The 24,913-nt window shown below is 72.6% G+C and carries 17 protein-coding genes; 7 read left to right on the forward strand and 10 right to left on the reverse strand.

Annotation, left to right across the window (positions count from 1 at the left end; all coding sequences use genetic code 11):
• Positions 1-7: 7 nt before the first annotated feature.
• The gene (locus LX83_RS04530) at positions 8-3,526 is read right to left on the reverse strand and encodes a phosphodiester glycosidase family protein (protein WP_253767352.1); all 3,519 of its coding nucleotides are present in this window, start codon (positions 3,524-3,526) and stop codon (positions 8-10) included.
• A 250-nt stretch (positions 3,527-3,776) separates the two neighbouring features.
• On the opposite strand from LX83_RS04530, the gene LX83_RS04535 reads away from it, so the two are divergent.
• Together LX83_RS04535 and LX83_RS04540 are read left to right on the forward strand one after the other, a co-directional pair.
• On the forward strand, positions 3,777-4,853 hold the full coding sequence (locus LX83_RS04535; protein ID WP_253767354.1) for a hypothetical protein: 1,077 nt from the start codon (positions 3,777-3,779) through the stop codon (positions 4,851-4,853).
• Positions 4,854-5,176: 323 nt separating this feature from the next.
• The gene (locus tag LX83_RS04540; RefSeq protein ID WP_253767357.1) at positions 5,177-6,166 is read left to right on the forward strand and encodes a glycoside hydrolase family 5 protein; all 990 of its coding nucleotides are present in this window, start codon (positions 5,177-5,179) and stop codon (positions 6,164-6,166) included.
• Positions 6,167-6,256: 90 nt separating this feature from the next.
• Here the strand turns inward: LX83_RS04540 and LX83_RS04545 are convergent, their stop codons facing one another.
• A complete protein-coding gene (locus tag LX83_RS04545; RefSeq protein WP_253767359.1) occupies positions 6,257-8,116 on the reverse strand; it encodes a bifunctional metallophosphatase/5'-nucleotidase in 1,860 nt (619 codons plus the stop codon).
• 598 nt (positions 8,117-8,714) lie between these two features.
• Here LX83_RS04545 and LX83_RS04550 point away from each other — a divergent pair.
• The gene (locus LX83_RS04550) at positions 8,715-10,703 is read left to right on the forward strand and encodes an ABC transporter ATP-binding protein (protein WP_253767361.1); all 1,989 of its coding nucleotides are present in this window, start codon (positions 8,715-8,717) and stop codon (positions 10,701-10,703) included.
• A 52-nt stretch (positions 10,704-10,755) separates the two neighbouring features.
• Here LX83_RS04550 and LX83_RS04555 read toward each other — a convergent pair whose 3' ends face one another.
• From LX83_RS04555 to LX83_RS04580, 6 genes are all read right to left on the reverse strand, one after another.
• Positions 10,756-11,604 (reverse strand): glycoside hydrolase family 16 protein, encoded by an 849-nt coding sequence (locus LX83_RS04555; RefSeq protein ID WP_253767363.1) that lies wholly within the window; start codon positions 11,602-11,604, stop codon positions 10,756-10,758.
• A gap of 347 nt (positions 11,605-11,951) precedes the next feature.
• On the reverse strand, positions 11,952-13,853 hold the full coding sequence (locus tag LX83_RS04560; RefSeq protein ID WP_253767365.1) for a Xaa-Pro dipeptidyl-peptidase: 1,902 nt from the start codon (positions 13,851-13,853) through the stop codon (positions 11,952-11,954).
• A gap of 125 nt (positions 13,854-13,978) precedes the next feature.
• On the reverse strand, positions 13,979-14,542 hold the full coding sequence (locus tag LX83_RS04565) for a TlpA family protein disulfide reductase (protein WP_253767367.1): 564 nt from the start codon (positions 14,540-14,542) through the stop codon (positions 13,979-13,981).
• Entirely contained in the window at positions 14,539-14,967 is a 429-nt protein-coding gene (locus LX83_RS04570) for a hypothetical protein (RefSeq protein WP_253767369.1), read from the reverse strand. The genes LX83_RS04565 and LX83_RS04570 overlap by 4 nt, the downstream gene beginning before the upstream one ends.
• A gap of 119 nt (positions 14,968-15,086) precedes the next feature.
• Positions 15,087-17,129, reverse strand: a complete 2,043-nt coding sequence (locus LX83_RS04575; RefSeq protein WP_407649482.1) for a M6 family metalloprotease domain-containing protein — start codon at positions 17,127-17,129, stop codon at positions 15,087-15,089.
• Between the two features lie 201 nt (positions 17,130-17,330).
• Positions 17,331-18,788 (reverse strand): amino acid permease, encoded by a 1,458-nt coding sequence (locus tag LX83_RS04580; RefSeq protein WP_253767371.1) that lies wholly within the window; start codon positions 18,786-18,788, stop codon positions 17,331-17,333.
• 168 nt (positions 18,789-18,956) lie between these two features.
• On the opposite strand from LX83_RS04580, the gene LX83_RS04585 reads away from it, so the two are divergent.
• Complete coding sequence (locus LX83_RS04585; RefSeq protein WP_253767373.1) at positions 18,957-19,376, forward strand: SRPBCC family protein; 420 nt, start codon at positions 18,957-18,959, stop codon at positions 19,374-19,376.
• Positions 19,377-19,400: 24 nt separating this feature from the next.
• Here LX83_RS04585 and LX83_RS04590 read toward each other — a convergent pair whose 3' ends face one another.
• On the reverse strand, positions 19,401-20,375 hold the full coding sequence (locus tag LX83_RS04590; protein ID WP_253767375.1) for a CapA family protein: 975 nt from the start codon (positions 20,373-20,375) through the stop codon (positions 19,401-19,403).
• A gap of 172 nt (positions 20,376-20,547) precedes the next feature.
• On the opposite strand from LX83_RS04590, the gene LX83_RS04595 reads away from it, so the two are divergent.
• A complete protein-coding gene (locus LX83_RS04595) occupies positions 20,548-20,943 on the forward strand; it encodes a DUF2267 domain-containing protein (RefSeq protein ID WP_253767378.1) in 396 nt (131 codons plus the stop codon).
• Positions 20,944-21,028: 85 nt separating this feature from the next.
• Here the strand turns inward: LX83_RS04595 and LX83_RS04600 are convergent, their stop codons facing one another.
• Positions 21,029-21,475, reverse strand: a complete 447-nt coding sequence (locus tag LX83_RS04600; protein WP_253767380.1) for a DoxX family protein — start codon at positions 21,473-21,475, stop codon at positions 21,029-21,031.
• 548 nt (positions 21,476-22,023) lie between these two features.
• Between LX83_RS04600 and LX83_RS04605 the strand changes: the two genes are divergently transcribed.
• Both LX83_RS04605 and LX83_RS04610 read left to right on the forward strand, forming a co-directional pair.
• Positions 22,024-23,871 (forward strand): glycoside hydrolase family 3 protein, encoded by a 1,848-nt coding sequence (locus tag LX83_RS04605; RefSeq protein ID WP_253767383.1) that lies wholly within the window; start codon positions 22,024-22,026, stop codon positions 23,869-23,871.
• A gap of 81 nt (positions 23,872-23,952) precedes the next feature.
• On the forward strand, positions 23,953-24,909 hold the full coding sequence (locus tag LX83_RS04610; RefSeq protein ID WP_253767385.1) for a PfkB family carbohydrate kinase: 957 nt from the start codon (positions 23,953-23,955) through the stop codon (positions 24,907-24,909).
• Positions 24,910-24,913: the final 4 nt, after the last annotated feature.

Here is a 24,913-nt window from a genome sequence, read left to right on the forward strand (position 1 = left end):
GGTCCGCTCAGGCGGCCGAGCGCCGCCACTGGGGCAGGGCGACCCGGACGTTCGCCCGCTCGGTGACGCCGTTGACGGTGATCGCCACCGTAACGGCACCCGGCCGCAGCGCGGTGAGCGTTCCGGTGCTCGGGTCCAGCCAGGCCACGTGCCACGGCCGGATCCCGGACCGGTCACCGATGTGCAGGTTGGCCGAGCCGGACCAGTCGTAGCTGACCGGGTAGGCCACCGGCACCTGCCGGCCGCCCTGCGTCAGGGTGGCGCTGACCTGGGCGGGCGCCCCGTGTGTCAGCACCTCCGGCGCGTGCAGGGCCAGCGCGTCCACGTGCGGCCGGATCTCCGCGGCGATCCACTCCGGACTCGGTCGCTGCGGCCACTGCCGGCCCAGCGCCATGCCGTGCTGGTCAACCGGGTCCACCCCGAACAGCGTCCAGCCGGTGAAGCCGCCCTGGCTGGCGTCGGCGGCCGGCGCCTTGCCGGAGTTGCCGTTGATCACGTACGGCACACCGTCCACCCGGGACGCCGAGAACACGCCGACGTGGCCGCCGACGAACGCCACGCCCTTGCCGGTCTGCTGGCGGAACTCGGCCAGCCACCGCTCCACCACGCTCGCCTCCAGCCGGTCGGAGAGCTGGCTTCCCTTGGTGGGCGTGGGGTCGCGCGGCGGGTGGTGCTCCAGCACCACCACCGAGTTCACCGACGGGTTGCGCCTGGCCTCGTCCAGGGCGTCGCGCAGCATCCGCGCCTGGTCGAACCCGCCGCCCCGGATGGTGCCGGTGGAGGTGTCCAGCAGCACGAACCGGGTTCCGCGGTGGTCGAAGGACTGGTGGGTGATCCCGAACTCCCTACGGAAGTTCTCGATCGTGCCCGGGCCCATGATCTCGTGGTTGCCCGGTACGTAGTACCAGGGCAGCTCCGTGCCCAACTCCTCGGTGAGCACCCGGTGCGCCAGCGCCAGGTCCTCGGGCGCGGCCTCGTCCACCAGGTCGCCGTTGATCACCACGAAGTCCGGGTGCTGCGCCTTGATCTCCCGCAGCGTGCGGCGCGCGGACCGCACCAGGTCGCTGTCCGGGTTGCGGGCCACGAACTGGGCGTCGGACATCACCGCGAACCGCCACTGCCTGCCGGCGACGGTGCCGTCCTGCACCACCACCCGGTCGTGCTCGGCTGTCGCGGCGGGAATGTCCACTGTGGGCGGAACCCTGGCCACCATGTCGTCGATCAGCACCTCGCCGCTGTACTGGCGGTCGGCCTGCGTCTCGATGGTGTAGAACCTGTTGACCCGCAACGGGAAGGCCAAGGCGGTGGGCACCGCCACCTCCAGGTAGCGCCACCCGGTCCAGGTGATGTAGGGGCCGTACAGCGAGCGGGTCTGCCCCTGGGCGTCGGTGACGGTGAACGCGGTCCACTCACCCCGGCCGTGCCCGTACACCCAGGCGCCCAGGGCCAGTGGCTGGCCCTCGACCTGGATGGGCTGCGGGGGGATGGCGTAGGCGGTGCGGGTGCCGGTGGACTGGCTGAAGTCGTAGGTCAGCCGCAGGCCGGCGCCGGTGTGGCCGTCCGGGGTGGGTGCGACCGAACCCGAGCCGCGGGCCGAGCCGAAGGTCCACGACGCGCCGTTGTCGAAGTCGGCGATCAGCCGCTCGGTCAGCCCGACGGTCACCGCGACGCGGGTGGTCTGGCCGCCCACCCGGACCGTGATGGTGGTGCTGCCCGCCTTCCTGGCGCTGACCCGCAGGCTGCCCGAGTCGGTGGGGGTGACGTCGAGCAGGGCGCGGTCGTAGTCCAGGTCCAGGTCGGCCGGGTCGATCGGCGCGGTGAAGCCGTTGTCGTCGTAGCCGACCACCCCGACCGTGCTGTTGGCGTTCTCGCTGGGCAGGCTGACCAGCGCGGTGGTGGGGGAGATCCGCGACAGCGGGCCCAGCACGGTCAGGTCGAGGCTGCCGGTGACCTTGCCTCGGCGCGCGGTCACCGTGGCCGTGCCGGTGCGCAGCGCGTGGAACCGCCCGTCCCGGTCCACCCAGCCGGTGCCGGCCTGGCCGACCTGCCAGGCGGGCCTGCCCCGGTCGCTGGCCGGGCCGTAGGTCTCGTCGTACCCGTTGGCCACCAGTTGCCGGGTCAGCCCGGGGAACACCCGCTCCGGCCGGCCGCCCGGCACGGTGCCGGCACCCGGTGACTGGCTCGGGTCGGCGGCCGTGCGCACCCAGAACCCGGTGAGCCGGCCGCTGCCCTGCGGCGCGTACAGCGCGAGCCCGTTGGGCACCGGGCGTTCCGCGCCGTCGGACGGGGTGTTGCGCACGGTGACCTGGTCGGTGCCGGGTTCCCGGGCCAGCAGGGTCGACGAGCCGCCGCCGTCGAGGTTGACGGCGTTGTGCGCGCCCATCTCCCTGAGGATGGCGGCCATGTCCTTGAGGTTGAGGCCCAACAGGTAGGGCGCCTGCCGTCCGTCCACGGTGAGCAGGAACATCTTCTTGCCGTCCGCGGAGAAGCCGACCGCGGTCCTGGGGTGCAGCGGGTCGTCGGGTGCCACGATCTGGCCGTCCTTGAGCAGCAGCTGGTTGCCGCCGATCGCGGTCTTCAGCGCGGCGCCGTCGCTGGCGCGCGAGGAGTAGGCCAGGTCGACGCGGTCGCCGACGCGCAGCCCGCCCAGCGTGTCGGCGCCGGCCTCCCGGCCGACGAGCAGGTAGCCGTCGGCGGGGATGGCGTCGCCGCCCACCTCGGTCCTGACCTCGGTCACCACGTCCGCGCGCACCACCACCTCGGCCACCCGGCTCGCGCCCTGCACGGCGCGGGCCCGGGAGTAGTCGCCCCACAGCGGCGTGAACACGCCCACCCCGTCCACGCCGATCTCGTGGCTGTTGAACTGGGTGAGCCGGACGGCCTGCCCGTCGGCGGCGCGGGTCACCGTGCCCTCGAAGAAGACCTCCATGATCCGGCCGATGCCGGCCGCGTCGATGCCCACCGCCCTGGTGTGGCCGGCGGTCGCCGACTTGACCAGGGTGCCGTCGGCCAGGCCGACCCCCTCCGGGGCGTTGGAGTTGTTGATGTCGAAGAAGTCACCGTTGACCGCGGCCACCGCCCGGGTCCGGTTGGCCTGGGTGGACAGCGGCTCGGCCGAGCTGACCTGCCCCGGGTACAGGTAGCCGACCCGGGTCCCGCCGGTGAGGTCGACGGTGAGCGCGTCACCCCGCACCCAGCCGCCGGCGTCGCCGGGCTCGTACCAGTCGAACGAGTCCAGTGACACGCCGGGCGCCACCGGTCGGGTGGTGCGCGCCGTCTCGATGCGCTGCGCCGGGTCGACCGCGGTGGTGGACGGGGCGGCGACCCCGGGCAGGTCCAGGACCGTGGCTGGGCCGCCGGCCGTCGGCGCCGGGGCGGTCGAGGGCGGCGGTGGCGCGGCGACCGGTTCGGCCGCCGCCGGCACGCCGAGGCCGGGCAGGACGGAGAGGACAACCGCGAGCAGTGCGGCGGGCACCGGGGTGAGCCGTGGGCGACCGGGTGGCGCCGAACGACGTCGAGACGTCACGGGGAACTCCAGGAGTACCAGGGTTGGGTGAAAAGTTTGCTAACCGGTAGTTCACCGTGTCACTGGTTGTCGGCGGCAGTGCCTTCCGGTGTAATTCCGGGGAAATCTCCGGAATCGTCTCACCCACCGTGCTCGCTTGCTCACTGATCGCCGAAGTCCGGTGCCGGTCGCGCGACGAGCGGGCCGAGCAGGGCGCGAACGGTTGGCTGGTGTTCACGTTCCGGTCGGACTGGCCACCTAGGTTCCCGCCATGCACACCATCACGGGAACGTCCTCCGGCGGCTCGCTGCCGCGCCGCGCCGTGCTGCACGGCCTCCTCGGCGGGGCCGCGCTCACCGCGGTCGGTGCGCTCGGCGCGGGCGGCACCGCGACTGCCGCGCCGGCCGGCCGGCGGCGCACGGTGCTGGTCGCCACCAACGAGCCCTGGGGCACCTACCACGTCAAACCACTGCTCGCCGAGGCCAACCGGCGCGGCTGGCGGTTGGTCCAGGTGGTGCCCGACCTGTCGCAGATCGCCGGGGACGACCCGGTGCCGGTCGTGGTGCCCGAGCGCGCGCCAGCCGCGGACCTGCTCGTGGTCACCGGGGCCGGGGACTGGCCGGTCGAGTGCGCGGCGCGGTTGCGCCGGCTGCCGGTGGCCGCCAGCTCCCTGGCCTACCTGGGGCCGGCGCAGGCGGACCGGGCGCGCGAACTGCGGCCGAGGCTGCGCCTGGTCACCTCGTCCTCGCCGGCCGAGTCCCGCGCGTTCGCCAGCTACCTGGGCGTCCACCAGCGGCGGGTCCGGGTCGTGGGCTCGCCGCAGACCGACGACCTGCCGCGGCGCGCTGCCGAGCCGGGGCTGGTGCTGGTCCTCACCAGCGTCACCCACCCGGACGGCACCGGCGGGGCCGCGCCAGGAACCGAACTGCTCCTCGCCTCGGCCGAGCGGCTGGCCGCCGCGGGCAAGCGCATCCTGGTCGGGCTGCACCCCAGGGAGGACCGGGCGCTGTGGAGCCGCTACGAGATCAGCGCCGTGCCCTCGCTGCAGGCCTCGGCCAGGGCCGAGGCGGCGATCGGGATTCCCGGGACGGTGTTCCCGCTGGTGGCCGCGGTGGGCACGCCGCTGGTCGGCTGCACCGATCCCGCGCTGACCGTGCCCGACTACCTGCGCGCGGTCTGCTCGTCGACCATCACCGACCCGGCCGCCGCCGTGTCCGCTGTGGACGGTGCGCGACTGCCGGACGCGGCGACACTGGCCGACGCGGTCGGTCCCGTCGGGGGTTCGGCCCGCCGCCTGCTCGACGCGTGGGCCGGCGCGGCGCGGCCGCGGCCGGGGCACGGCCGATGAGTCCGGCCGCGGCACGCCGAACGGTCGCGCCGACAGCGCTGCACCGGGCCGACACCGTCCAGCCGCGCGGCGACCACCTCGGCCGGGCGCCCGTGCCCTCAGTCTGGTGAACCCATTCAGCAACTGACCCCATTGCGGGCCGGCCCGCCCGCTCCTTTCGTTTGCTGGCGGGCCAGCCCGACAACTTAACCGGTTGTGTCACCGGTGCGGTGCTCCTATCCTGAAACCGATGTCGCACATCGGCGGACGGGTGCTCTCACTGTGCTGCATCTGCCAGTTCGCACGCCCTGTGGCGTGTCAGCACTCCGTCCCCGAGGTGGGTCATGAAGACACGATTGACAATCGCGGGCACCGTCCTCTTCGCACTGTTCGCCGCCACGGTGGTGGCCGGGTCACCGGCGTACGCGGCAACCGGGTTCTACGTCAGCGGCGGGCGGCTCCACGACGCCAACGGCAGTGAGTTCGTGATGCGCGGGGTGAACCACGCGCACACCTGGTACACCTCGCAGACCAGCTCGTTCGCCAACATCAAGGCGCTGGGCGCGAACACCGTCCGGGTGGTGCTGTCCACCGGTGACCGGTGGACCAGGAACGACACCGCGGACGTGGCCAACGTGGTGTCGCTGTGCAAGCAGAACCGGCTGATCTGCGTGCTGGAAGCGCACGACACCACCGGTTACGGCGAGCAGAGCGGTGCGGTCTCCCTGGCCAGGGCGGCCGACTACTGGGTGAGCGTGCGCAGCGCGCTGGCCGGCCAGGAGAAGTACGTCATCATCAACATCGGCAACGAGCCCTACGGCAACAACAACTACTCCTCGTGGGCCACGGACACGGCCAACGCCGTCAAGCGGCTGCGCGGCGCCGGCCTCACCCACACCATCATGGTGGACGCCCCCAACTGGGGGCAGGACTGGTCGTTCACCATGCGCGACAACGCCGCCTCGGTGTTCGCCAGCGACCCGAACAAGAACACGGTGTTCTCCATCCACATGTACGGCGTGTTCGACACGGCGGCCGAGATCAGCGACTACCTGAACCGGTTCGTCACCGCGCGCCTGCCGATCCTGGTCGGCGAGTTCGGGCACAACCACTCGGACGGCAACCCCGACGAGGACGCCATCATGGCCACCACCCAGTCCCTGCGCCTGGGCTACCTGGGCTGGTCGTGGAGCGGCAACAGCAGTGACGTCGGCTACCTCGACATGACCAACGGCTTCAACCCCAACAGCCTGACCTCGTGGGGGCAGCGGATCTTCAACGGCGCCAACGGGATCAAGGCCACGGCCAAGCAGGCCACGGTCTACGGCCGCTGACCCGCCACCACCGGACCAGGGTGTGGGCTGGTCGCCGAATCCCGGCTGACCAGCCCACACTCCCGGGCGGGGAGCGGCGGCACGGGCCGGTCAGGACTGGATGACCACGGGGGTGCCGTTGGCGACGAGCTTCCAGTCCACTGTGGAGAACGAGGCGGGGTCGATCTCACCGGCCTGGCTGACCCAGTCGATCAGCGCCTGGCGGATCTCCACCTGCCGGTTGTACACCACCTCGGCGGTGGTCACGTGGGGGAAGTTGCCGCCGCCGGACTGCCGGTAGTTGTTGACCGCCACCACGAACACCTGGTCCGCGCTGACCGCGGTGCCACCGTGGGCCAGGTTGGCGATCCGCTGCCCTGGCGCCTTGGCGATGTCGATGTCGTAGGTCAACGGCGCGTCCAGACCGGCGACCACGTCGTAGTTGTAGTCGGGGATGCCGTTGGGCGCGGTCGCGGTGGGCGCGTTGGTGACCGCGTCCGGGGCGTGCGGACCAGGACCGGACACCTGCCTGAAGTACTCCGCCGACTTCTCCAGGTAGTCCTTGAGCTGCGCGCCGGTCAGGCGCACCGCGAGCAGGGTGTTGTCGAAGACGTAGAGCCCGGCCACGTCGCGGACCGAGACCTTGCCCGCGGGGATCGCGGCCGCCCGGTTGAACGGGGCGGCGATGGACAGCACGGGCAGTGCCGCGTCAGCGGTCCCGGCCAGTGCCGCGCGCACCACGTCCGCCTGCACGTGGTTGATGAAGTCCAGCGCTGGCACGTCCTCGTACCGGGCGGCGGCCGCGGACATCGCCGCCGTGCAGGTGCCCACCACCGAGTTGACGTAGCTGGTCACCCTGTCGTGGTCGGCGCGCAGCAGCCGGACGATCTCGGGGTCCTCGGGCACGGTGTTGGAGTTGAGCACCTGGGACCGGCCCGCCCGCACCTGCCAGCCGGTGCGCGGCGCCCACGCCAGGTCGAACTCCATCAGGCTGAGTCGCTTGCCCCAGAACAGCGGCTCGGTCAACAGCACCCGCTGCCCGCTGGTCTTGTTGGTGACGAACCGTTCCGGGATCTCCACGTGCGCGTGGCCGACCAGGACGGCGTCGATGCCCGGCACCTGTTCGGCCAGCAGGGTCGAGGCGTTCTCCGGGTAGGGCAGGGCGTCCCCGTACGAGGAGGACGTGTCCGCGCCGGAGTGGGCCGCCACGACCACCAGGTCGGCGCCGGCCCGGCGCAGCCGGGGCACCCAGGTGCGGGCCTGCTCGACCAGCCCGGGGAAGGTCATCCGCCCCTCGACGTTGGCCTTGTCCCAGATGGCGATGCCGGGATTGGTCAGGCCGAGGATGCCGACGCGCACCGGTGGCGCGCCCGGCACGTGCACCTTCTTGATGACGTACGGGGGAAACGCGGGTGCGCCGGTCTTCGCGTCCAGCGCGTTCGCCCCGAGTAACGGGAAGTCGAGCTGCGCCTCGAAGGTCCGCAGCAGCGGAATCCCGTAGTTGAACTCGTGGTTGCCCAGGGCCGCGGCGTCGTAGCCGATCGCGTTCATGGCGGCGGCCATCGGGTGCACCCGGCCGGTGCTGATCGGTTCGACCTTGGCGTAGTAGTAGGCCAGCGGGGTGCCCTGGATGGTGTCACCGGCGTCGATCAACAGCGTGGTGTCCGCACCCCGCTCGGCCCGCACCGCCCGCACCAGCGTGGCGATCTTGGCCAGCCCCACGTCGTTGTGCTGGCTGTCGTCGAACTCCCGGTCGGCGAAGTAGTCCCAGTTGAACACGTTGCCGTGCAGGTCGGTGGAGCCCAGCACGGTGAGGGTGACCCGGCGACCGGGACCGTGGCTGTCGGTGGTGGTCTCGGCCGCCGCGGTGGCCGGCCGGAACCCGGCCGCGGCCAGGATCGCGCCGGCACCGCCAGCGAGCGCGGCCCGGCGGCCGAAGGAACGGCGGGACTGGCTTTCGGAATCGGACACAACAACTCCTCGGAGCAGGGGCAGGGACGGGGACGTCACTGGAGCCGGACACACCCTACGTACCGGTCGGACCGGCACGGTTGGCACCGCCTGGTCCGGCGGTCGCGGGCCCTGCGGCCGGGGCCCGGCCGTGGGCGGTTCGACGTGGTGCCGCGCCGGTCGGCGTCGCGGTGCGTCCTGTGGGCGGGCGCTGCTGACTGGTCCCGGGAGCCGGAACAGTGCGAACAGGACTGTGCACAGTGGAATCCGGCAGCGGTGGGCGGGAATCGGGCAGCCGGCCGCGACCCACTTCCCGGGTGGTGCGGTGGTCCGTCGCCCAGCCGCCACCGGGACCCCCACATCGAGTAACCCGGGTGGTACGGGGCGTACCGGCCGGTTCGGGCAACTCGGTCGGTGTGGCTCGCGAACAGGTGAACCTGGACCGGATCCGGTCAGGAGGACCAACAACGCAGTTGAGTGACTCCCCGTCCGCCAGCCGCTGTCAGGCGAAGGGAGAACAGGGCCTATGTCGGCCTCGTCACCAGTTCCCACCCAACAGGTTTCCGCGACCGGGATCTCCGCGCAGGGCAGGAGGAACGCGTCACCACAGCAGGTCCTGGTGTCCGAGCCGACCACACCGGACCGGAAAGGGCGGGGCGACCGGGAACGGCCCCCGGCCGAGGCGGCGGCCGCGCTCGTCGGGGTGGACTCGCTGAGCCGGCCGTCCTGGGCCGCGGTCGACGAACAGGTGATCGCGGCGAGCCTGTGGACCACGATCCGCGCGCTGCCCGCCGGACTGGCCGTCGTGGTCCGCCTGGTCTGGCGCGCCTCGCCCGTGCTGACCTCGCTGGCCGCGCTGCTCCAACTGGCCTCCGGGGTGAGCACCGCGCTCGGGCTGTTCGCCACGGCCAACGTGTTCGTGGCACTGCTGGAGCAGGGGCCGACGCCCCAGCGGGTGCTGGCCTCCCTGCCGGCGCTGCTGTGGGTGCTGATCTGCCACGTGGTGCGGGCGCTGCTGGAGTCGGCCACCGCCGTGGTGCAGGGGGTGCTGCGGCCCAGGGCCGAGCACCTGGCCCGGTGCGACCTGCACGAGACCGTGGTCGCGGTGGAACTGGCCGCCTTCGACGACGCCGACTTCGACGAGCTGGTGCGGCGGGGCAGCGGCCAGGGCGTCGCCGCGATCGGGCGCTGCGTGGACGGCGGCGCCGACCTGTTGTCGTCCCTGGTCGTGCTGGTCGCCGCGGTCGTCACCGCCGGTGTGCTCAACCCGTGGCTGGTGCCGGTGCTGTCGCTGGCGGTGGTCGCCGACGGCTGGGCGGCGCTGCGGGTGTCCAAGCTCAGATACGAGTCCTTTTTGGAGACCGTGACCAGGGACCGGCGGCTGTCCATCGTGAGCAGGCTGATCACCAGCCGGAGCAAGGCGGCCGAGCTGCGCGCGGTCACCGCGCAGCGGGAGCTGGTCGACGAGCACCGCCGGGTCGGCCGGCAACTGGCCGACGAGGCGGTCCGGGTGCAGCAGCGCTCCACCCGGGTGCGGCTGGTCGGCCGCGCCGCCGGGGGAGTGGGCACCGGCATCGCCTACCTGGTGCTGGGGCTGCTGCTCTACCGGGGCGGGATGCCCCTGGCGCTGGCCGGCGCCGCGGTGGTGGCCATGCGCACCACCAACTCCGCGCTGTACAGCACGATGTACGCGGTCAACCGGCTCTACGAGGACTGCTTCTACCTGACCCTGTTCGAGACCCTGCTCGACCAGGCCGGGCAGCGGCAGCGGCCGGCCTCGGACGTGCTCGCGCCCACCGACCCGGAGGTCATCGAACTGCGTGGCGTGTCCTACACCTATCCCGGCCAGGACCGGCCCGCCCTGCGGGACGTCAACCTGACCATCCGCCGAGGCGAGGTGATCGCCCTGGTCGGGGAGAACGGATCGGGCAAGTCCACCCTCGGCCGGCTGATCACCGGCCTGTACCTGCCCAGCGAGGGTCAGGTGCTCTGGGACGGGGTGGACATCGCCACGGTCGACCAGCGGTCCGTGCACACCCAGATCGCGATGATCATGCAGGAACCGGCGCGGTGGCCGATGACGGCGACCAACAACATCCGGATCGGCCGGCTGGACGCCCCGGATCCCACGGGCGCGCGGTGGGAGCGCGCCGTGCACGCCTCGGGCGCCGCCGAGGTCATCAGCCAGCTGCCCGCGCGGGAGAACACCATGCTGTCCAGGGAGTTCCAGGGCGGGCACGACCTGTCCGGCGGCCAGTGGCAACGGCTGGGCATCGCCAGGGGGATGTACCGCGACGCCGCCGTGCTGGTGGCCGACGAGCCCACCGCCGCCCTGGACGCCAGGGCGGAGCACGCCGTGTTCGCCGCGCTGCGCGCCGCGTCCGGCTCGGCTGGGGAGTGCGGGCCGGGTGAGGCGGACCGGCCGACCCGCACGACCGTGCTGGTCACCCACCGGCTGGCCAACGTCAGGCAGGCCACCCGGATCGTGGTGCTGGACCGGGGGCGGGTGGCGGAGTGCGGCACCCACGAGGAACTCATGGCCAACCAGGGCATCTACGCGGAGCTGTTCGCCCTGCAGGCCAGCGCCTACCAGCACCTCGGCCGCTGAGCCACCCGCCGCACCAGCCGTCCACTCCTGGCCGGTCGGGTGCCGGGCGCGGTCAGGCGTGCGACCGGCCGACGTAGATGTTCCTGGCCCGGTAGAAGGTGTCCCCGCCGGGGCCGGAGGAGCCGGACGAACCCTCCATCTGCAGGTTGACGATGAGCCACAGGGGTTTGCCGACGAAGCCGGTGGCGTGGTGCACGGCCTTCCACTGGCCGTCCAGGTAGTAGTGGATGTCCACATCGGACGCGTTGACCTTGGTGATCCACGCCCGGTAGGTGTGCCAGCTGCCGGGCGAGGACACCGACACCGTGGTGGTGGACACGTCCGAGGGACCGCGGAAGGTGTTGAACCAGTTGGTGGCGTTGCCCTTGAATTCGAGGATGTCGCTCTCCGGCGGCCAGCTGTTCACCCCGGTCAGCCAGAACGCCGGCCAGGTGCCGGGCGCGCTGGGCGCCTGGAACTCACCCCGCACCTCGTAGTTGGGGTAGGTGTCGTTGACCAGCACGTGGTCCTTGGCGTGGATGGCGCCGGAGTGGTAGCGGATGGGCAGGTGCGGTGAGCTGCCGCTGTTGCCCTCGTCCCAGGAGATCCGGGTGGCCTGCAGGGTGAGCACGCCACCGGAGAGGTGGACGTGGTTGTGGTCGGTGGGACTGCCGTACATCCGGGCGCTGCCGTTGTGGTCGGAGCCCCAGGGGTAGCGGTAGTTCCACTCCGACTCCAGCGCGGCGTAGCTGGTGAACGAGTTGTTGATCACGTCTTCCCAGGCCGCCGCCTGGATCGGGGCGGCCTGACCGGGTGTGCCGGCGGCGCCCACGGTGAGGGCGGTGGCCACCAGCAGCACCGCGACCGACCCGAGTGTGGTGGCGCGGGCCGGTCCGGTGCGGTGTCGGGCGAGAAACCTCATCGTTTCCTCCTGCGTTGGCCAGCGGGTGGCCGAGCCCGTCGCCAGGCAGGGGTGCGCGGCACCGCGCGATCGCCGCGGCCGCGCGGTGCGCGGTGCGCGGTGCTCGGTGCTCCACAGTGGACTGATTGCGCACGGTGCTCCACCTGCTCCCGTGGCGGAGGGGGGCTGCGGGTGGGCGGCGAAACCAACGGCGGGCCAGCCCGTGGGGTGTGCCTCTGGCGCGGACACTGATCGCTGGTCCGACGGTATTGCACGGCAAAACCGACTGTCAACGAGTGCCGTCAGGCGCGCGGCGGCCGCGAGCCGGTGCCGCCGGGGCGGCGAGGCGGTGACACCGGCTCGGTGGCTCACAGGCCGGCGGCTGCCGCGGCGGCGCGGCCGCCCACGATCGGCAGGTCGATCCGGCTGGCCGGCATGGACAGCGTGATGGTGGCCCTGGTCTGGTCGGCCAGGCTGGAGTACTGCGGGTAGCTGCCCACGATGATCACCCCGATCCGGTGGCCGGCGGGGAACACGTAGTCCTCGGGCAGCAGCGGGTAGGTGAAGTCGTAGGACCGGCCGCGGACCAGTGGGGTGGCCGTGGTCAGCGAGTCCCGGTTGAGCGCGTCGAGAACGCCCTTGGTGACGATCTCCTGGTCGGCGGTGACCACCTGCTTGGCGGTCTGCCGGTAGCAGGCGTCGTCGGCCGGCCCGCTCTCGCCCCAGCAGTCCTCGGTGGTCAGCGTGCGGATGCCCTCCCCGGCCTGGCGGTGGGCGACCCGGGTGGCCGAGCCGTAGTCCACCAGGATCGCGCCGAAGTTGGTGTCGGTCTGGTCGGCCGACGCGGTCAGCCGCACCACGGGCGTGCCGGACACGTGCAGCGGCTGGGTCAGCGGGTTGGACAGGAAGGCGAGCCGGTTGGGCTGGCGGACCGCGGGGTTGCCGATCATGGTCGCCTCGGTCTGGCTCGGGTTGTCCTGGAACGCCTGGGTGGCCCTGCCCTGGCCGGCCGGGGTCAGCGCGAACCCGCCGGCCCCGTTGCCCGCGCCCGGCCGCAGCCACAGGCTGGTGGCGGCGCTGCCCGGCACCGGCCAGTCCGGGTAGGTCTGCCACACGTCGGCCGCGCGCTCCACGTCGACGGCCGGCTCGTCAGTGATTCCGTTGTGCACATCCAGCAGCCAGTGGTCGAACCAGCGGTGCAGGGTGTCCACCCACACCGCGCGGCGGAAGTCGAACGGGTCGACGTGGCCCTCCTGGGAGATCCACAGCTTCCTGGGCACCTGGTGTTCGGCCAGCGCGGCCCAGAACTTGCTGAAGTGGTCCGGCCGCACGTTGTCGTCGTTGATGCCGTGCACCAGGAACACGCTCGCCCGGATGCGGCCGACGTCCTTGACGTAGTTGCGCTCGTCCCAGAACGGCGAGTAGTCGGCGGTGTCGTCCCCGTCGGCGGCGGACAGCGCCGCCCGCACCGGCGCGCAGTGGGACCGCCGCTCCGGGTTGGTGACGGTGTTGGCCAGGCTGGCCGGGTAGTCCGGTCCCCGGGTGCGCACCCCGTTGCTGCGGGTGTAGTCGTAGTAGTTGGCCGGGCCGGCGATCGGCACGATCGTGGTCAGGCCGGCCACCCCGGTCACCGCGGTGGCCATGGCCAGCGAGCCGTCGTAGGACTTGCCGATCATCCCGGTCCGGCCGTTGTGCCAGTCCACGGTGACGGCGTCGCCGGCCGCGTCGCGCGCGCGGGCCCGGCCGTTGAGCCAGTCGATCGCGGTCTTGGCGCTGAGGTTGTCCGGCGTGCCGTTGGTGGTGGGGCAGCCGGTGGAGTTGTTGGTGCCCACCATGTCCAGCAGCACCACGGCGTAGCCGCGCGGGACGAAGTAGTTGTCGTAGAACAGCGGCCACCGGTCCAGCAGGCCGTCGCCGTCCTGGTCGGCCTTGAGTTCGGACTCGTTGCCCCGGCCCAGGGTGGAGTAGTAGGGGCTGGCGTCCATCACGACCGGGACCTTCAGGCCCTGTTCGGTCGCGCGCGGCCGGATCACGTCGAGCGCGATCTCGTCGGCCGCGCCGTTGCCGTCACTGTCGAAGTCGGCCCGGACCCACACCCGTTCCCGGATGGCGTCGGTGTAGCCGAACACCGGCTGGGTGCGGCCGTCGGCGACCACCACGGTCGGCCGGGCCGGCTCGGCGAGGGCCGGCTGGGCACCGGCTGACAGGGCGAGGGCGGTGGTGATCGAACCGATGAGTGCTAAGCGGGACGTGCGACGGAGTTGGCGCATTGCTCTCCTCACGCGGGATGACGGGCGGGCGCGGTGCTGCGGCGGCGAGGTCGGCGGTGCGGGAGCGGGAGCGAGGCGGACAGGTGTCGGAAACAGGGTGCGGCACGCCGGGCGCGCCGGCCGGGTCAGCCCGGGAACACCAGCGCGTTCAGCTGGGCCTGCAGCGCCGGCGCGGCCAGCCCACCGGGCCACCCGCGCAGCAGCCGGCCGTCCCGGCTGATCAGCACCACGGCGGGTGGTTCGCGGACGGCGTAGTCACGCCAGACGGTGAGTTCCCGGTCGACCACGACCGGGTAGTCCACGTGGTGCGCGCTCAGGTACGCGGCCAGCTCGTCGGGCTCGTCCGCACCGGCCACCCCCAGGAACACCACCCGGTCCCGGTGGGTCCTGGCCAGCTCGCTGAGCGCGTCCTGCTGCTCGGCGCACGCCGTGCACCACGAACTCAGGAAGGTGAACACCACCGGCCGCTGTGCCCACAGCTGGGACGCGGTCACCGGGGTGCCGTCGGTCAGCGGTGCGGTGAAGTCCGGCGCGCCGGGCGCGTCCGCCGCCGGTGGCCGCAGCGCCAGGTCGCCGCTGACCGGACCGGGCAGGGTCTGGCCGCCACCCGGTGGTGGGGGTGGCTGGCTGGTGCAGGCGGCGGCGAGCAGCAGGGTGAGCACCAGGACGAGCCAGTGCGCCCGGTTCACGGGATCACCCCCACCAGGATCGGGCTCGCCGGGTCGTCCCGGTTGACCGCGAGGTCGATCGGCGCGGCGTCGTCGACGACCAACTGGTAACCCGTTCGGTCGGGCACGGTCACCGAAAAGGTGAACTGGCAGAACGTGGGAATCCGGTCCACCCCCAGGTCTTCGGGCAGCGCCCGGACCGAGGTGCCGGACGGCAGCTCACCGCGGGCCAGCGCCGCGCCACCGCCGTCGCGCACCTCGAAGGGGGCGGACCGGTGCAGGTACAGGTAGGGGCCGGCGCCGGCGCAGTCCACGCCCTCCGGACGCAGGTTCATGTCGCGCACCAGCACCCGCACGCCCATGCCGGCGCCCGGCTGTGCGGCCGGCTGGTCGGAGGCGGTCTCGGGGCCGGCGCAGGCGCTGGTCACGGCGGCGACCAGGACCACGAGCAGCGCACCCGTCCGTCGGCTCCCAGCGCTGGCTCGATCCCGCGGGTGACCGCCGCGGGCGCCCGGGCCCCGGCGGAGGCCGCCGGGGACGCCGGGCACGCGAGTGGTGATCACGGTCAGCGGGTCAGCGAGCAGGTGGCCGTGGCCGTCTTGCTCGGGTCGCTCTCGGAGGTGGCGGTCAGCACCACCGAGCCCCGCCGGCTCGCCCCGGGTGCGGCGCTCACCGCGACCGGAACGCTCACCGCGCCACCGGACCGGGCGGTGGCCAGCTCGTTGGGCAGCGACGCCGACCAGCCGGTGCCGGTGGCGGTCGCGGACAGCCGGTACACGTCCGAGTTCAGGTAGGCGGACACGTCCTCCGGGTGGCCCTGGCCGCCGCTACCCGCCCTGCCGGTGTTGGTCAGGGCGAAGGTGCAGGTGGCGCCCTTGGTGCCGGGGTTGCCACTGGCCCGGCCGCCGGACAGGCCGACACCCCGGGTCTGCGGGCCGCTGCCGTCCAGCGACCGCACCGCGACCGTGTAGGACAGCACACCGGCCTTGTCCCGCTTGATGTCCAGCACGTAGAAGTGCAGCCGGTTGGCCCGGTCCACGTACTCGAACTGACTGCCCGAGTTGGTGCCCGCGTGGAACAGGGCGTCGCTGAGCTGCCGGTAGTCACCCATGGTGATCTTCTGCGGGGTGCCGTCCGGCCGGTAGAAGTCCACCAGGTCGATGTCCTCCGGGTGGGCGTCGACCACCCAGGCGAACGGCGCGTTGTCCGCGTTCTTGGTCTTGCTCAGCAGCACGCCGTTGTCCGGGGTGAACGAGTCGGCGCCCATCCGGTCGACCACCTCGACCGTGTAGTTGTTGTAGCCGCCGCCGTCGCACAGCGGGTCGGTGTTGCGGTCGCAGGCCGGTTCCAGGTCGCGGGCCATGGCCACGTTGATGCCGGACAGCCCGGTCCGGCCGACCGGCGCGGACCGCGCGGTGACCTCGGCGACCACCACGCCCGAGCCGGCCAGCGCGTCGCGGTCCAGCCGCAGCACGTTGCGCTCGTCCACGATGCCCAGCTTGATCTTGTCGCGCAGCACGTGCTGCGACCCCATCGAGGCGCCGCTGATCGGCGGGATCTGCCAGCGGGTGTGCGGGCCGCCCGGCCCGTTGAACGAGCCGCGGGAGAGCATGCTCCAGATGCCGGTGTAGGCGCGGCTGAGCGGCGTCCCGTACGGGTTGTTGTAGTTGTCGGCGATGCCCAGGATGTGGCTGAACTCGTGGGCGTAGGTGGCCATGCCCGAACTCTCGGCCTGGGTGGAGGACCCGTTGGTGGCGTTGGGCCAGATGGTGGCGGCGGCCTTCCACGAGGTCCACGGGACGTAGCGGGTCCTGGCGGCGTTGGGCAGGTTGGGGTCCGGCGGTCCCCACTCGTCGGGCACGTCCTCCGGGCCCTGGAACATCATCTGGCCGAACTCCTGCCAGGTGGCGGACTCGTCCTGGCCGGCGCTGAGGTAGAAGACGAAGTCGAACTGCTTGGTGATGTCCGCGCCCGCGTCCGCGGTCCACGCGGCACTGCCGTCGGCGCGGATGTCCTTGCCGCAGACGTCCCCGCTCGGGCAGGCGTCCGGGTTGAAGTCCGGGGTGATGCCGTACTGGTAGGACTTGGCCGGCAACCGGTAGGGGCCGAACGCGGTCAGGTCGACGCCCAGCCGGCCACCGGAGTCCTCCATCCAGTACTCGTTGATGGTGTGGCCGTGGTTGAGTTCACCCGGTGTGTTGAGGAAGTCCCGGTAGAACTGGGCGACCCGGTCGCGGGGGATGCCCGAGGCGATGGCCTGGGGGTTGCCGAACACCGTCGACCCGGGTGGCTGGGTGACCACGAACTCCTGGTCGGGGTAGTCCAGCAGGACCAGCGCGCCCTTGAAGGTCCGCTGGGTCGGTTTCAACGCGGGGTCCGCCCAGTTGGTGCCCGGCACCTTCCGGTAGTCGTTCCACGTCATGTCGTCCGGGTTCTTCCAGCGTTGCGGGTCGATCGGCTGGCTGGCCGGCGGTTTCCACCCGGCCCACTCCTCCGGCGCCGCCTGCGCCGGGGTGGTGAGCAGCGTGGCGCTCACGCCGGCCGCCAGCGCGGCGGCCACGAGCAGGGCGGGTCTGCTGGCCCGTCGGCCGCGGAAACTGGGACGCATGGATCGCCTCTCGTCAGCAGGGATGGGCAACCCGGTGGTCGTTCCTTCCGGCACCGGCTGCGACGCGCCGTGCGCAGGGGCGTCAGCCACGCCGCGTCAGTCACCATACGAAGCTGAGCCGGCCAGGTCGATCATTTCCTTCGTCTGGCAAACGAAATAGCACGGGTGCGGTCGGAGCACACCGACGAGTGGACCAGACCACTAGGCCGAACGGCGGGGGTGGCGCGCCGGGGCCAGCCGGGAGTTCCGGTAGCCGTAGCCGAAGTAGATGAGCAGCCCGGCGGCCAGCCAGACCGCGAACCGCAGCCAGGTCAGCACGTCCAGGTTGAGCATCAGGTACAGGCAGGCCAGCGCGGTCAGCACGGGCAGCACCGGGGACAGCGGAACCCGGAACGGGCGGGCCAGCTCCGGTCGGGCGCGGCGGAGCACCGGCACGGCCACGGCGACGATGATCATCGCGGACAGCGCGCCGATGCTGACCATGTCGGCCAGCGCGGAGATCGGCACCAGCGCGGCGAGCACCGCGATCAGCGCCGCGCCGCCCACGGTCATCCGGTACGGCGTGCCCCAGCGCGGGTGCACCCGGGCCAGCGCCGGCGGCAGCAGCCCGTCCCGGCCCATGGCGAAGCCGATCCGGCCGATGGTGACCAGCTCGACCATCATCACCGAGGTCAGGCCGGCGACCGCGCCCAGCGAGATCAGCGCGCCCACCCAGGGCAGGTGCACCGCGTTGAACGCCGCCGCCAGTGGCGCACCCGGGTCGATCGTGCGGTAGTCGGCCATGCCGGTGAGCACCAGGGACACGCCCACGTAGAGCAGGGCGCACACGCCGAGCGCGCCCAGGATGCCGATGCGCAGGTCCCGCTGCGGGTGGCGGGTCTCCTCGCCGAGGTTGGCCAGCGCCTCGAACCCGGTGTAGCCGAAGAACACCACGGCCGCCGCGGTGAGCATGCCGGCCACCCCGTAGACCGACGGGGTCAGCCCGAGCAGCGCCTGGACCACGGGCTGGTGCAGCGTGCCCGCGCCGGGCGGGGCCGGCTGGGCCGGCGGGAGGAACGGCACCAGGTTGGCCCGCCGGACGAAGAAGGCGCCGACGACCAGCACCAGCACGCACACCGCGACCTTGACCAGCACCAGCGCGTTGGTGAAGGTCGCGGACTGGCGGATGCCCAGCACCGCCACCGTGGTCAGCGCCGCGATGATCAGCACCGCGCCCACGTTCACCACCGCGTTCTCCCCGAACAGCGCGGGCGGCAGGTCGAACAGGTTGGCCAGGTAGCCCGACCAGCCGCGGGACACCACGGCCGCGCCGAGGGCGAACTCCAGCAGTAGGTCCCAGCCGATGATCCAGGCGAACAGCTCCCCGACCGTGGCCAGGGCGTAGGTGTAGGCGCTGCCCGCGGTGGGCACGCTGGAGGCCAGTTCGGCGTAGCAGAGCGCGGCCAGTCCGGCCACGACCGCGCCGATCACGAAGGACAGCGTCACCGCCGGGCCCGCGTGCTGCCTGGCCTCCACCCCCGCGAGGGTGAAGATGCCGGTGCCGATGATGATCCCGATGCCGAACCCCACGAGGTCGCGGGCACGCAGCCGGCGCTTGAGGGAGGCCTCCTCGCCGCGGCGCAGGATCACCTCGACGGGCAGGGTACGCAGCACGCTCATGGCCCATGTATAGGGTGTCGCGCCCGTGCCGGCTGGACTCGTGCCCGGACCAGCGACAGCGCCACGGGCCGGCGCGGGCCGGTGTTCGCCGTTCCGGTGGGCCGGCGGTGCTGGCAGGATCTGCCGCACGGGTTGGCGCGCTGACGACCCGGTGAGGGGGGATGCCCGGTGCGGTACCACACGTCCGTGCACGTCAACGCGCCACTGGCGCACGTCTGGGCGGTGCTGACCGATGTGGCGCGCTGGCCCGAGTGGACGCCGTCCGTGCGCGAGGTGCGGCGGCTGGACGGCGGGCCGCTGGCGGTGGGCAGCCGGACCCGCATCCACCAGCCCCGGCTGCCGGCGGCGGTGTGGCGGGTGACCGAGCTGGCCGAGCAGCAGGGGTTCACCTGGCAGACGGTCAGCGGCGGCGTCACCACGGTCGCCGGCCACCGGCTGGCAGCGGCCGACGACGGGGTCACCGTCACGTTCAGCATCGAGCAGACCGGCCTGCTCGCGCCGCTGGTCGGGCTGCTCACCGCGGGCCTGACCAGGAAGTACGTGGACATGGAGGCGCGCGGCCTGCGCCAGCGCTGCACCGGGGGATAGCGGCGCGGCCGGCCGGCTGACCGGTCACCAGCGCGCGACCAGGCGGTCGCCCTCGACCCGCACCTCGGTGCCGAAGGCCGCGCACGCCCTGGTGAACCGGTCGCGGATCCAGGTGAACTCCGCGTCGCGGGCCAGCCGGGTGTGGCAGTAGTCCAGGGCCAGCGGCACCGCCGCCAGACCCGTGGGACCGGTCTCGGTGAGCGTGACCAGGAACAGCAGGCCCAGGTCGTTGCGCAGCCGGGGGTCCACCGCGTAGTCGTCGACGAAGTCACCCATGTCGTAGCACACGCCCGCGCGCACCCCGTGGAACACGTGTGCGGAGTGGCCCGCGACCAGGCTGGCACCCGCCCCGGTCAGCGCGGTGGCCGCGGCCTGGACGTGCACCGGCGGGCTGCGCGTCATGTTCGGCCCCCAGTGCGGCAGCACCAGCGTGACGAGGTGCTGGGCGCGCAGGGCGGTGACGCTGTCCAGCAGCCAGTCCGGGGTGGCCGTGTGCAGGTCGGCGTAGGCCACCCCGGGGGTGTGCTGGCCGGCCGCGTAGTCGGCGGGGTGGTCGGTGACCCCGAGCAGGCCCAGCCGCACCCCGGCGGTCTCGACCAGTCCCGCCGCCCTGGCCCGGGACTGGTCCGCGCCGGCGCCCACCGAGGTGATGCCGGCCCGGTCCAGGTGGGCGCGGGTGTCCAGCAGGGCGTCCCGGCCGAAGTCGAGGGCGTGGTTGTTGGCCAGGGTGACGGCGTCCACGCCGAGCCACACCAGGGTGTCCACGGCGGCCGGCGGGGCCCGGAAGAAGAACGGCTTGTCCGGGTCGGGCCACGGCTCGCCCCGCTCGGACACGCAGCACTCCAGGTTCAGCACGAACAGGTCCGCGCTGGTGGTGATCTCGCGCACCGCGGGGGAGAACAGGCTGCGCGGACCGTGCCGCGCGAGCTGCTCGGCCACGCCCCGGCCGAGCATGGTGTCCCCGGCCAGGGCCAGTGTCACGGCGTCCCGGGTGCTCACTCTCCCGGGGGTACCCGGGACCCGGCGGTGCACACCCGGTTGAGGTGTCCTGGCGCGGCACGCGGGGTAGCCGACGCGTGGGGGATCACCCTGCGGGAATCGCTCCGGGACAGCACAGCGTGCTGATCGCTCCGGGGTGCCGCCCACCCGGTGGACGTAAGGAGGCAGCGAGGTGAAGACAGACGAGATCGTGTCCGCGGTGCAGCAGAGCGCGGGGATCGACACGCCGGAACACGCCCGGCGGGCGGTGCACGCCACCATCAACGTGCTGGGACACCGGCTGTTCGGCGGTGAGACCAAGGACCTGGCCAGCCAGTTGCCCGACGAGTTCGCGGCGGAACTGCCCGAACGCGGCCCGGGTGAACGGTTCGGGGTGGGCGAGTTCTACCAGCGGGTGTCGGACACCGAGGGGCTCGGGTGCACGCCCCAGCAGGCCCGCCAGCACGCCCGCGCCGTTGCCGCCGCGCTCAAGGTGGCGGTGACCGGCTGGGAGTTCGACCACATGGCCGCGCAGCTGCCCAGGGAGTACGAGGACCTGCTGAGCACCGGCCCGGTCCAGCACCACTGACCCGGGGCCGCGTCCCGGGCAGCACAGCCCGCCCTGGCGTCCGGCGGACCGTGTCACCCGGGCGAACAGCGCCGGGTGGCGACGCCTACGCCGACGCGTCCAGTTCCGCGGCGGCGCGCCGCCGCGCCCGGCGCGTCGAGCGGCCCTCGCTCGCGGCGACCAGCAGCCCACCGAGAATGGCCAGGTTCTTGTCGAAGTGGATGCGCTGCTGCGCTCGCCCGGCCTCGTCCTCGACCTCCCAGAAGCGGTGGCCGGCGTAGGTGGTCGGCACGATCGAGGCGGCCAGCGCCAGGGCCGCCAGCCGGCGGAACTTGCCGAGCGCCAGCAGGATGCCGGCGCCCACCTGGACGGCGGCGTTCACCCGGACCAGTGTCAGGTTGTCCTCGGGCAGCACCGGCACCGTCTCACGCATCTTGTCCAGGCTGGGCCCGGCGAGCTGCGCCCTGGGCTCGGGGTTGCGCAGCGTGTCCAGGCCGCCGCTGACGAAGATCCAGGCGAGCAGCGGTCGAGCGACCAGGTGGACGAGTTTCATCGTTGCCTCCTTCGGGCGAGTGCCGCGCGTGGCCACCCACGTCGGCATCTCCTTCTTAACTGATTAGCCCGCACCGTGCGCACGCGCCGGCTCCGCCGCCCACTGGCCCCCGCAGGTACCACCCGGGTGAGCGAGGACCGGACGCGCGCGCTCATTTTGCTTTGTTGAAGACTTCAGTGTGAACCAAATGGAAATGTCCACCGCAACCGACCCGGGCAACCAGGTGGGCACGCCGGGAAGATCACCGGGAACCAGCTGGCTGACCGCCGGCTCCCGGCGGGTGGACCGTTGTGGCGCAGGGGTTGCTGCGTTCGGCACGGCCAAGTGCGGCCGTGCGGGTTGTGTACCGATGCAGTGCCGGATCTCTATCGTGGGAAGGCGTAACCAACCCAACCGTCACCGGGCGGCGTGAGCGGTCCGGTGTGAGCGCAACGCAGTGTGGCGTCGCTCGCCTACAACGGACACCCTGGGCAGACCTGGCGCGAGCTGCCGAGCGGCCGGCCGCTGGGCGCGCCAGCTCGTGCGCTGCTCGCGAAGGGCGTTCGATGATGCGCACCCAGTTCAGTCCTCTGTGGCGCCGAGTGGTTCCCACCGCCGTGGTCGGCGCGGTGGTCGCGGCGGCGCTGACCGGCGCGTCGGGCGCGGCGCAGGCCGGGGTCCCGGTGTACCACCGGGCCGCGGCCGCCATTCCGGACCGCGTCAGCGATCTGCTCGCGCGGATGTCGCTGGACGACAAGCTCGGTCAGATGACCCAGGTGGACCGGAGCGTGTTGACGCCGGCGGATCTGACGACCTACCGGATCGGCTCGGTGCTCTCCGGCGGCGGCTCGGCCCCCACGTCCAACACCGCCCAGGCGTGGGCGGACATGTACGACGGCTACCAGCGGGCCGCACTGGCCACGCCGCTGGGGATCCCGATGATCTACGGCGTTGACGCGGTGCACGGGCACAACAACGTCCGAGGTGCCACGATCTTCCCGCACAACATCGGGCTCGGCGCCACCCGTGATCCGGCGCTGGTGCAGCGGATCGGACGCGCGGTGGCGGAGGAGGTCTCCGGCACCGGCATCGACTGGAACTTCGCGCCGTGCCTGTGCGTGGCCCGCAACGACCGGTGGGGGCGGACCTACGAGTCGTTCGGCGAGGTGCCGGAACTGGCGAGCGCGATGGCCTCGTACATCCCCGGGCTGCAGGGCGGCTCGCTGGCCGACTCCGGGTCGGTGCTGGCCACGGCCAAGCACTACCTCGGTGACGGTGGCACCACCAACGGCACGGACCAGGGCGACACCCAGCTCAGCGAGCAGGAGTTGCGCGCGATCCACCTGCCGCCGTTCCAGGAGGCGGTGCGGCGGGGTGTCGGCTCGGTGATGGTCTCCTTCAGCAGTTGGAACGGTGCCAAGGTGCACGGCAGCCAGTACCTGATCACCACGTTGCTCAAGGGGGAGTTGGGGTTCGGCGGGATCGTGGTGTCCGACTGGGCCGGGATCGACCAGCTCGACGGGCAGACCGGGGCCAGCGGTTCGGATGTGCGCACGGCGATCAACGCGGGCATCGACGTGGTGATGGTTCCCTACGAGTACAAGGCGTTCCTGGCCACGCTGCGGGCCGAGGTGCTGGCCAACCGGATCAGCATGGCCCGGATCGACGACGCGAACCGGCGCATCCTCACCAAGAAGTTCGAGCTGGGCCTGTTCGAACGGCCCTACACCGACCGGAGTTACACGGCCACGGTGGGCAGTGCGGCGCACCGGGAGCTGGCCAGGCAGGCGGTGCGGGAGTCGCAGGTGCTGTTGAAGAACGACAACGGCGTGCTGCCGCTGGACAAGGGGGCGCGCAAGCTGTTCGTGGCGGGCAAGTCCGCCAACGACATCGGCAACCAGAGCGGTGGCTGGACCATCTCCTGGCAGGGCTCCAGCGGCGCGATCACGCCGGGAACCACGATCCTGCAGGGCATCCAGCAGAGCGTGTCCACCTCGACGGCGGTGACCTACAACCGGACCGGCACGGGGATCGACGCCAGTTACGACGCGGCGATCGCCGTGGTGGGTGAGACGCCGTACGCCGAGGGCCAGGGTGACCGGCCGGGCGGGCTGGGGTTGGACCAGGAGGACATCGCCACGCTGAACCGGTTGCAGGCCAGTGGGGTGCCACTGGTGGTGGTGCTGGTGTCCGGGCGGCCGCTGGACATCGCCGCGCAACTGTCCAACTGGGACGCTCTGGTGGCCGCCTGGCTGCCGGGCACCGAGGGCGGTGGCGTGGCCGACGTGCTCTTCGGCGCCTACCGCCCCACGGGCAAGCTGCCCAGCACGTGGATGCGGCAGGCGTCGCAGCAGCCGATCAACTCCGGTGACGGCAAGGCCTCGCTGTTCCCCTACGGCTACGGCCTGAGCTATTGAGCCGTGCGGCCCGGAACCGACTGAGCCGGGCGTTGCGCTGGCCGGGTTTCGGGCCGTGCTGGCTCGGGTACGGCTGCACGGGTGGGAACCGAGGACGTGCTGGTCGTCGGCCAGGTGGCCCGCGACCTGGTGCTGCTGGTGGACGAGGTGCCCGAGGCGGGTACCGGTGCGGCGGTGCGCTCGCGCCAGGAGGTGTTGGGCGGCAAGGGCGCCAACACGGCGGTGGCGCTGTCCCAGCTCGGGGTGTCCGCCGGTCTGCTCGGCGTGGTCGGCTCGGACGAGGTGGCCGAGCGGCTGCTCGCCCAGGCGCGCGCCGACGGCGTGGACGTGTCGGCGGTGGTGCGCCGCGCGGACACCGGGACCGGGCTCATCGTGAACGTGCTGGACCGGCATGCCCGCTGGCGCTACCTGGAGCACCTGCCCGCGCCGGTGTTGCTGACCGAGGCCGACGTGCTGGCCGAGGCGGCGCGCCTGGCGCGGGCCGGTGCCGTGGTCGTGCAGTTGCAGCAGCCGTCGGCGGCGGCGCTGGCCGCCGCCCGGTGCGCCCGGCGGGGCCGGGCCCGGGTGGTGCTGGACGGGGCGCCCACCGATGCGCGCGACGCCGGGGCGTTGCTGGCCGAGGCGGACGTGGTGCGGGCTGATCCGCGGGAGGCGGAGTTGTTCACCGGGGTGCGGGTGGACGGGGTGGACGCGGCGGTGCGGGCCGGCCGGGAGTTGCTGGGGCGGGGGCCCAGGCTGGTGGCGTTGGGGGTGGAGGGGGAGGGGAACGTGTTCGTGTGGGGGCGGGAGACGCTGTTCCTGCCGCTGCTGTCGACCGAGGTGGTGGACACCACGGGTGCGGGTGACGCGTTCACCGCCGGGCTGACGGCGGCGCTGGTGCGGGGTGCGCGGCCGGCCGAGGCGGCTCGGCTGGCGGTGGCCTCGGCCGGGCTGACCGTGGCGCGGGCGGGTGGCCGGCCGTGTCTGAGTGCCCCGGCGCTGCGGGATCCGCTGCGCCGGCTCGCCCGGCACGCGGAGCGGGCCGGCCGGGGCGGGTGAGCGC

The sequence above is a fragment of the Goodfellowiella coeruleoviolacea genome (genome assembly GCF_024171785.1).
GTDB lineage: Bacteria > Actinomycetota > Actinomycetes > Mycobacteriales > Pseudonocardiaceae > Goodfellowiella > Goodfellowiella coeruleoviolacea.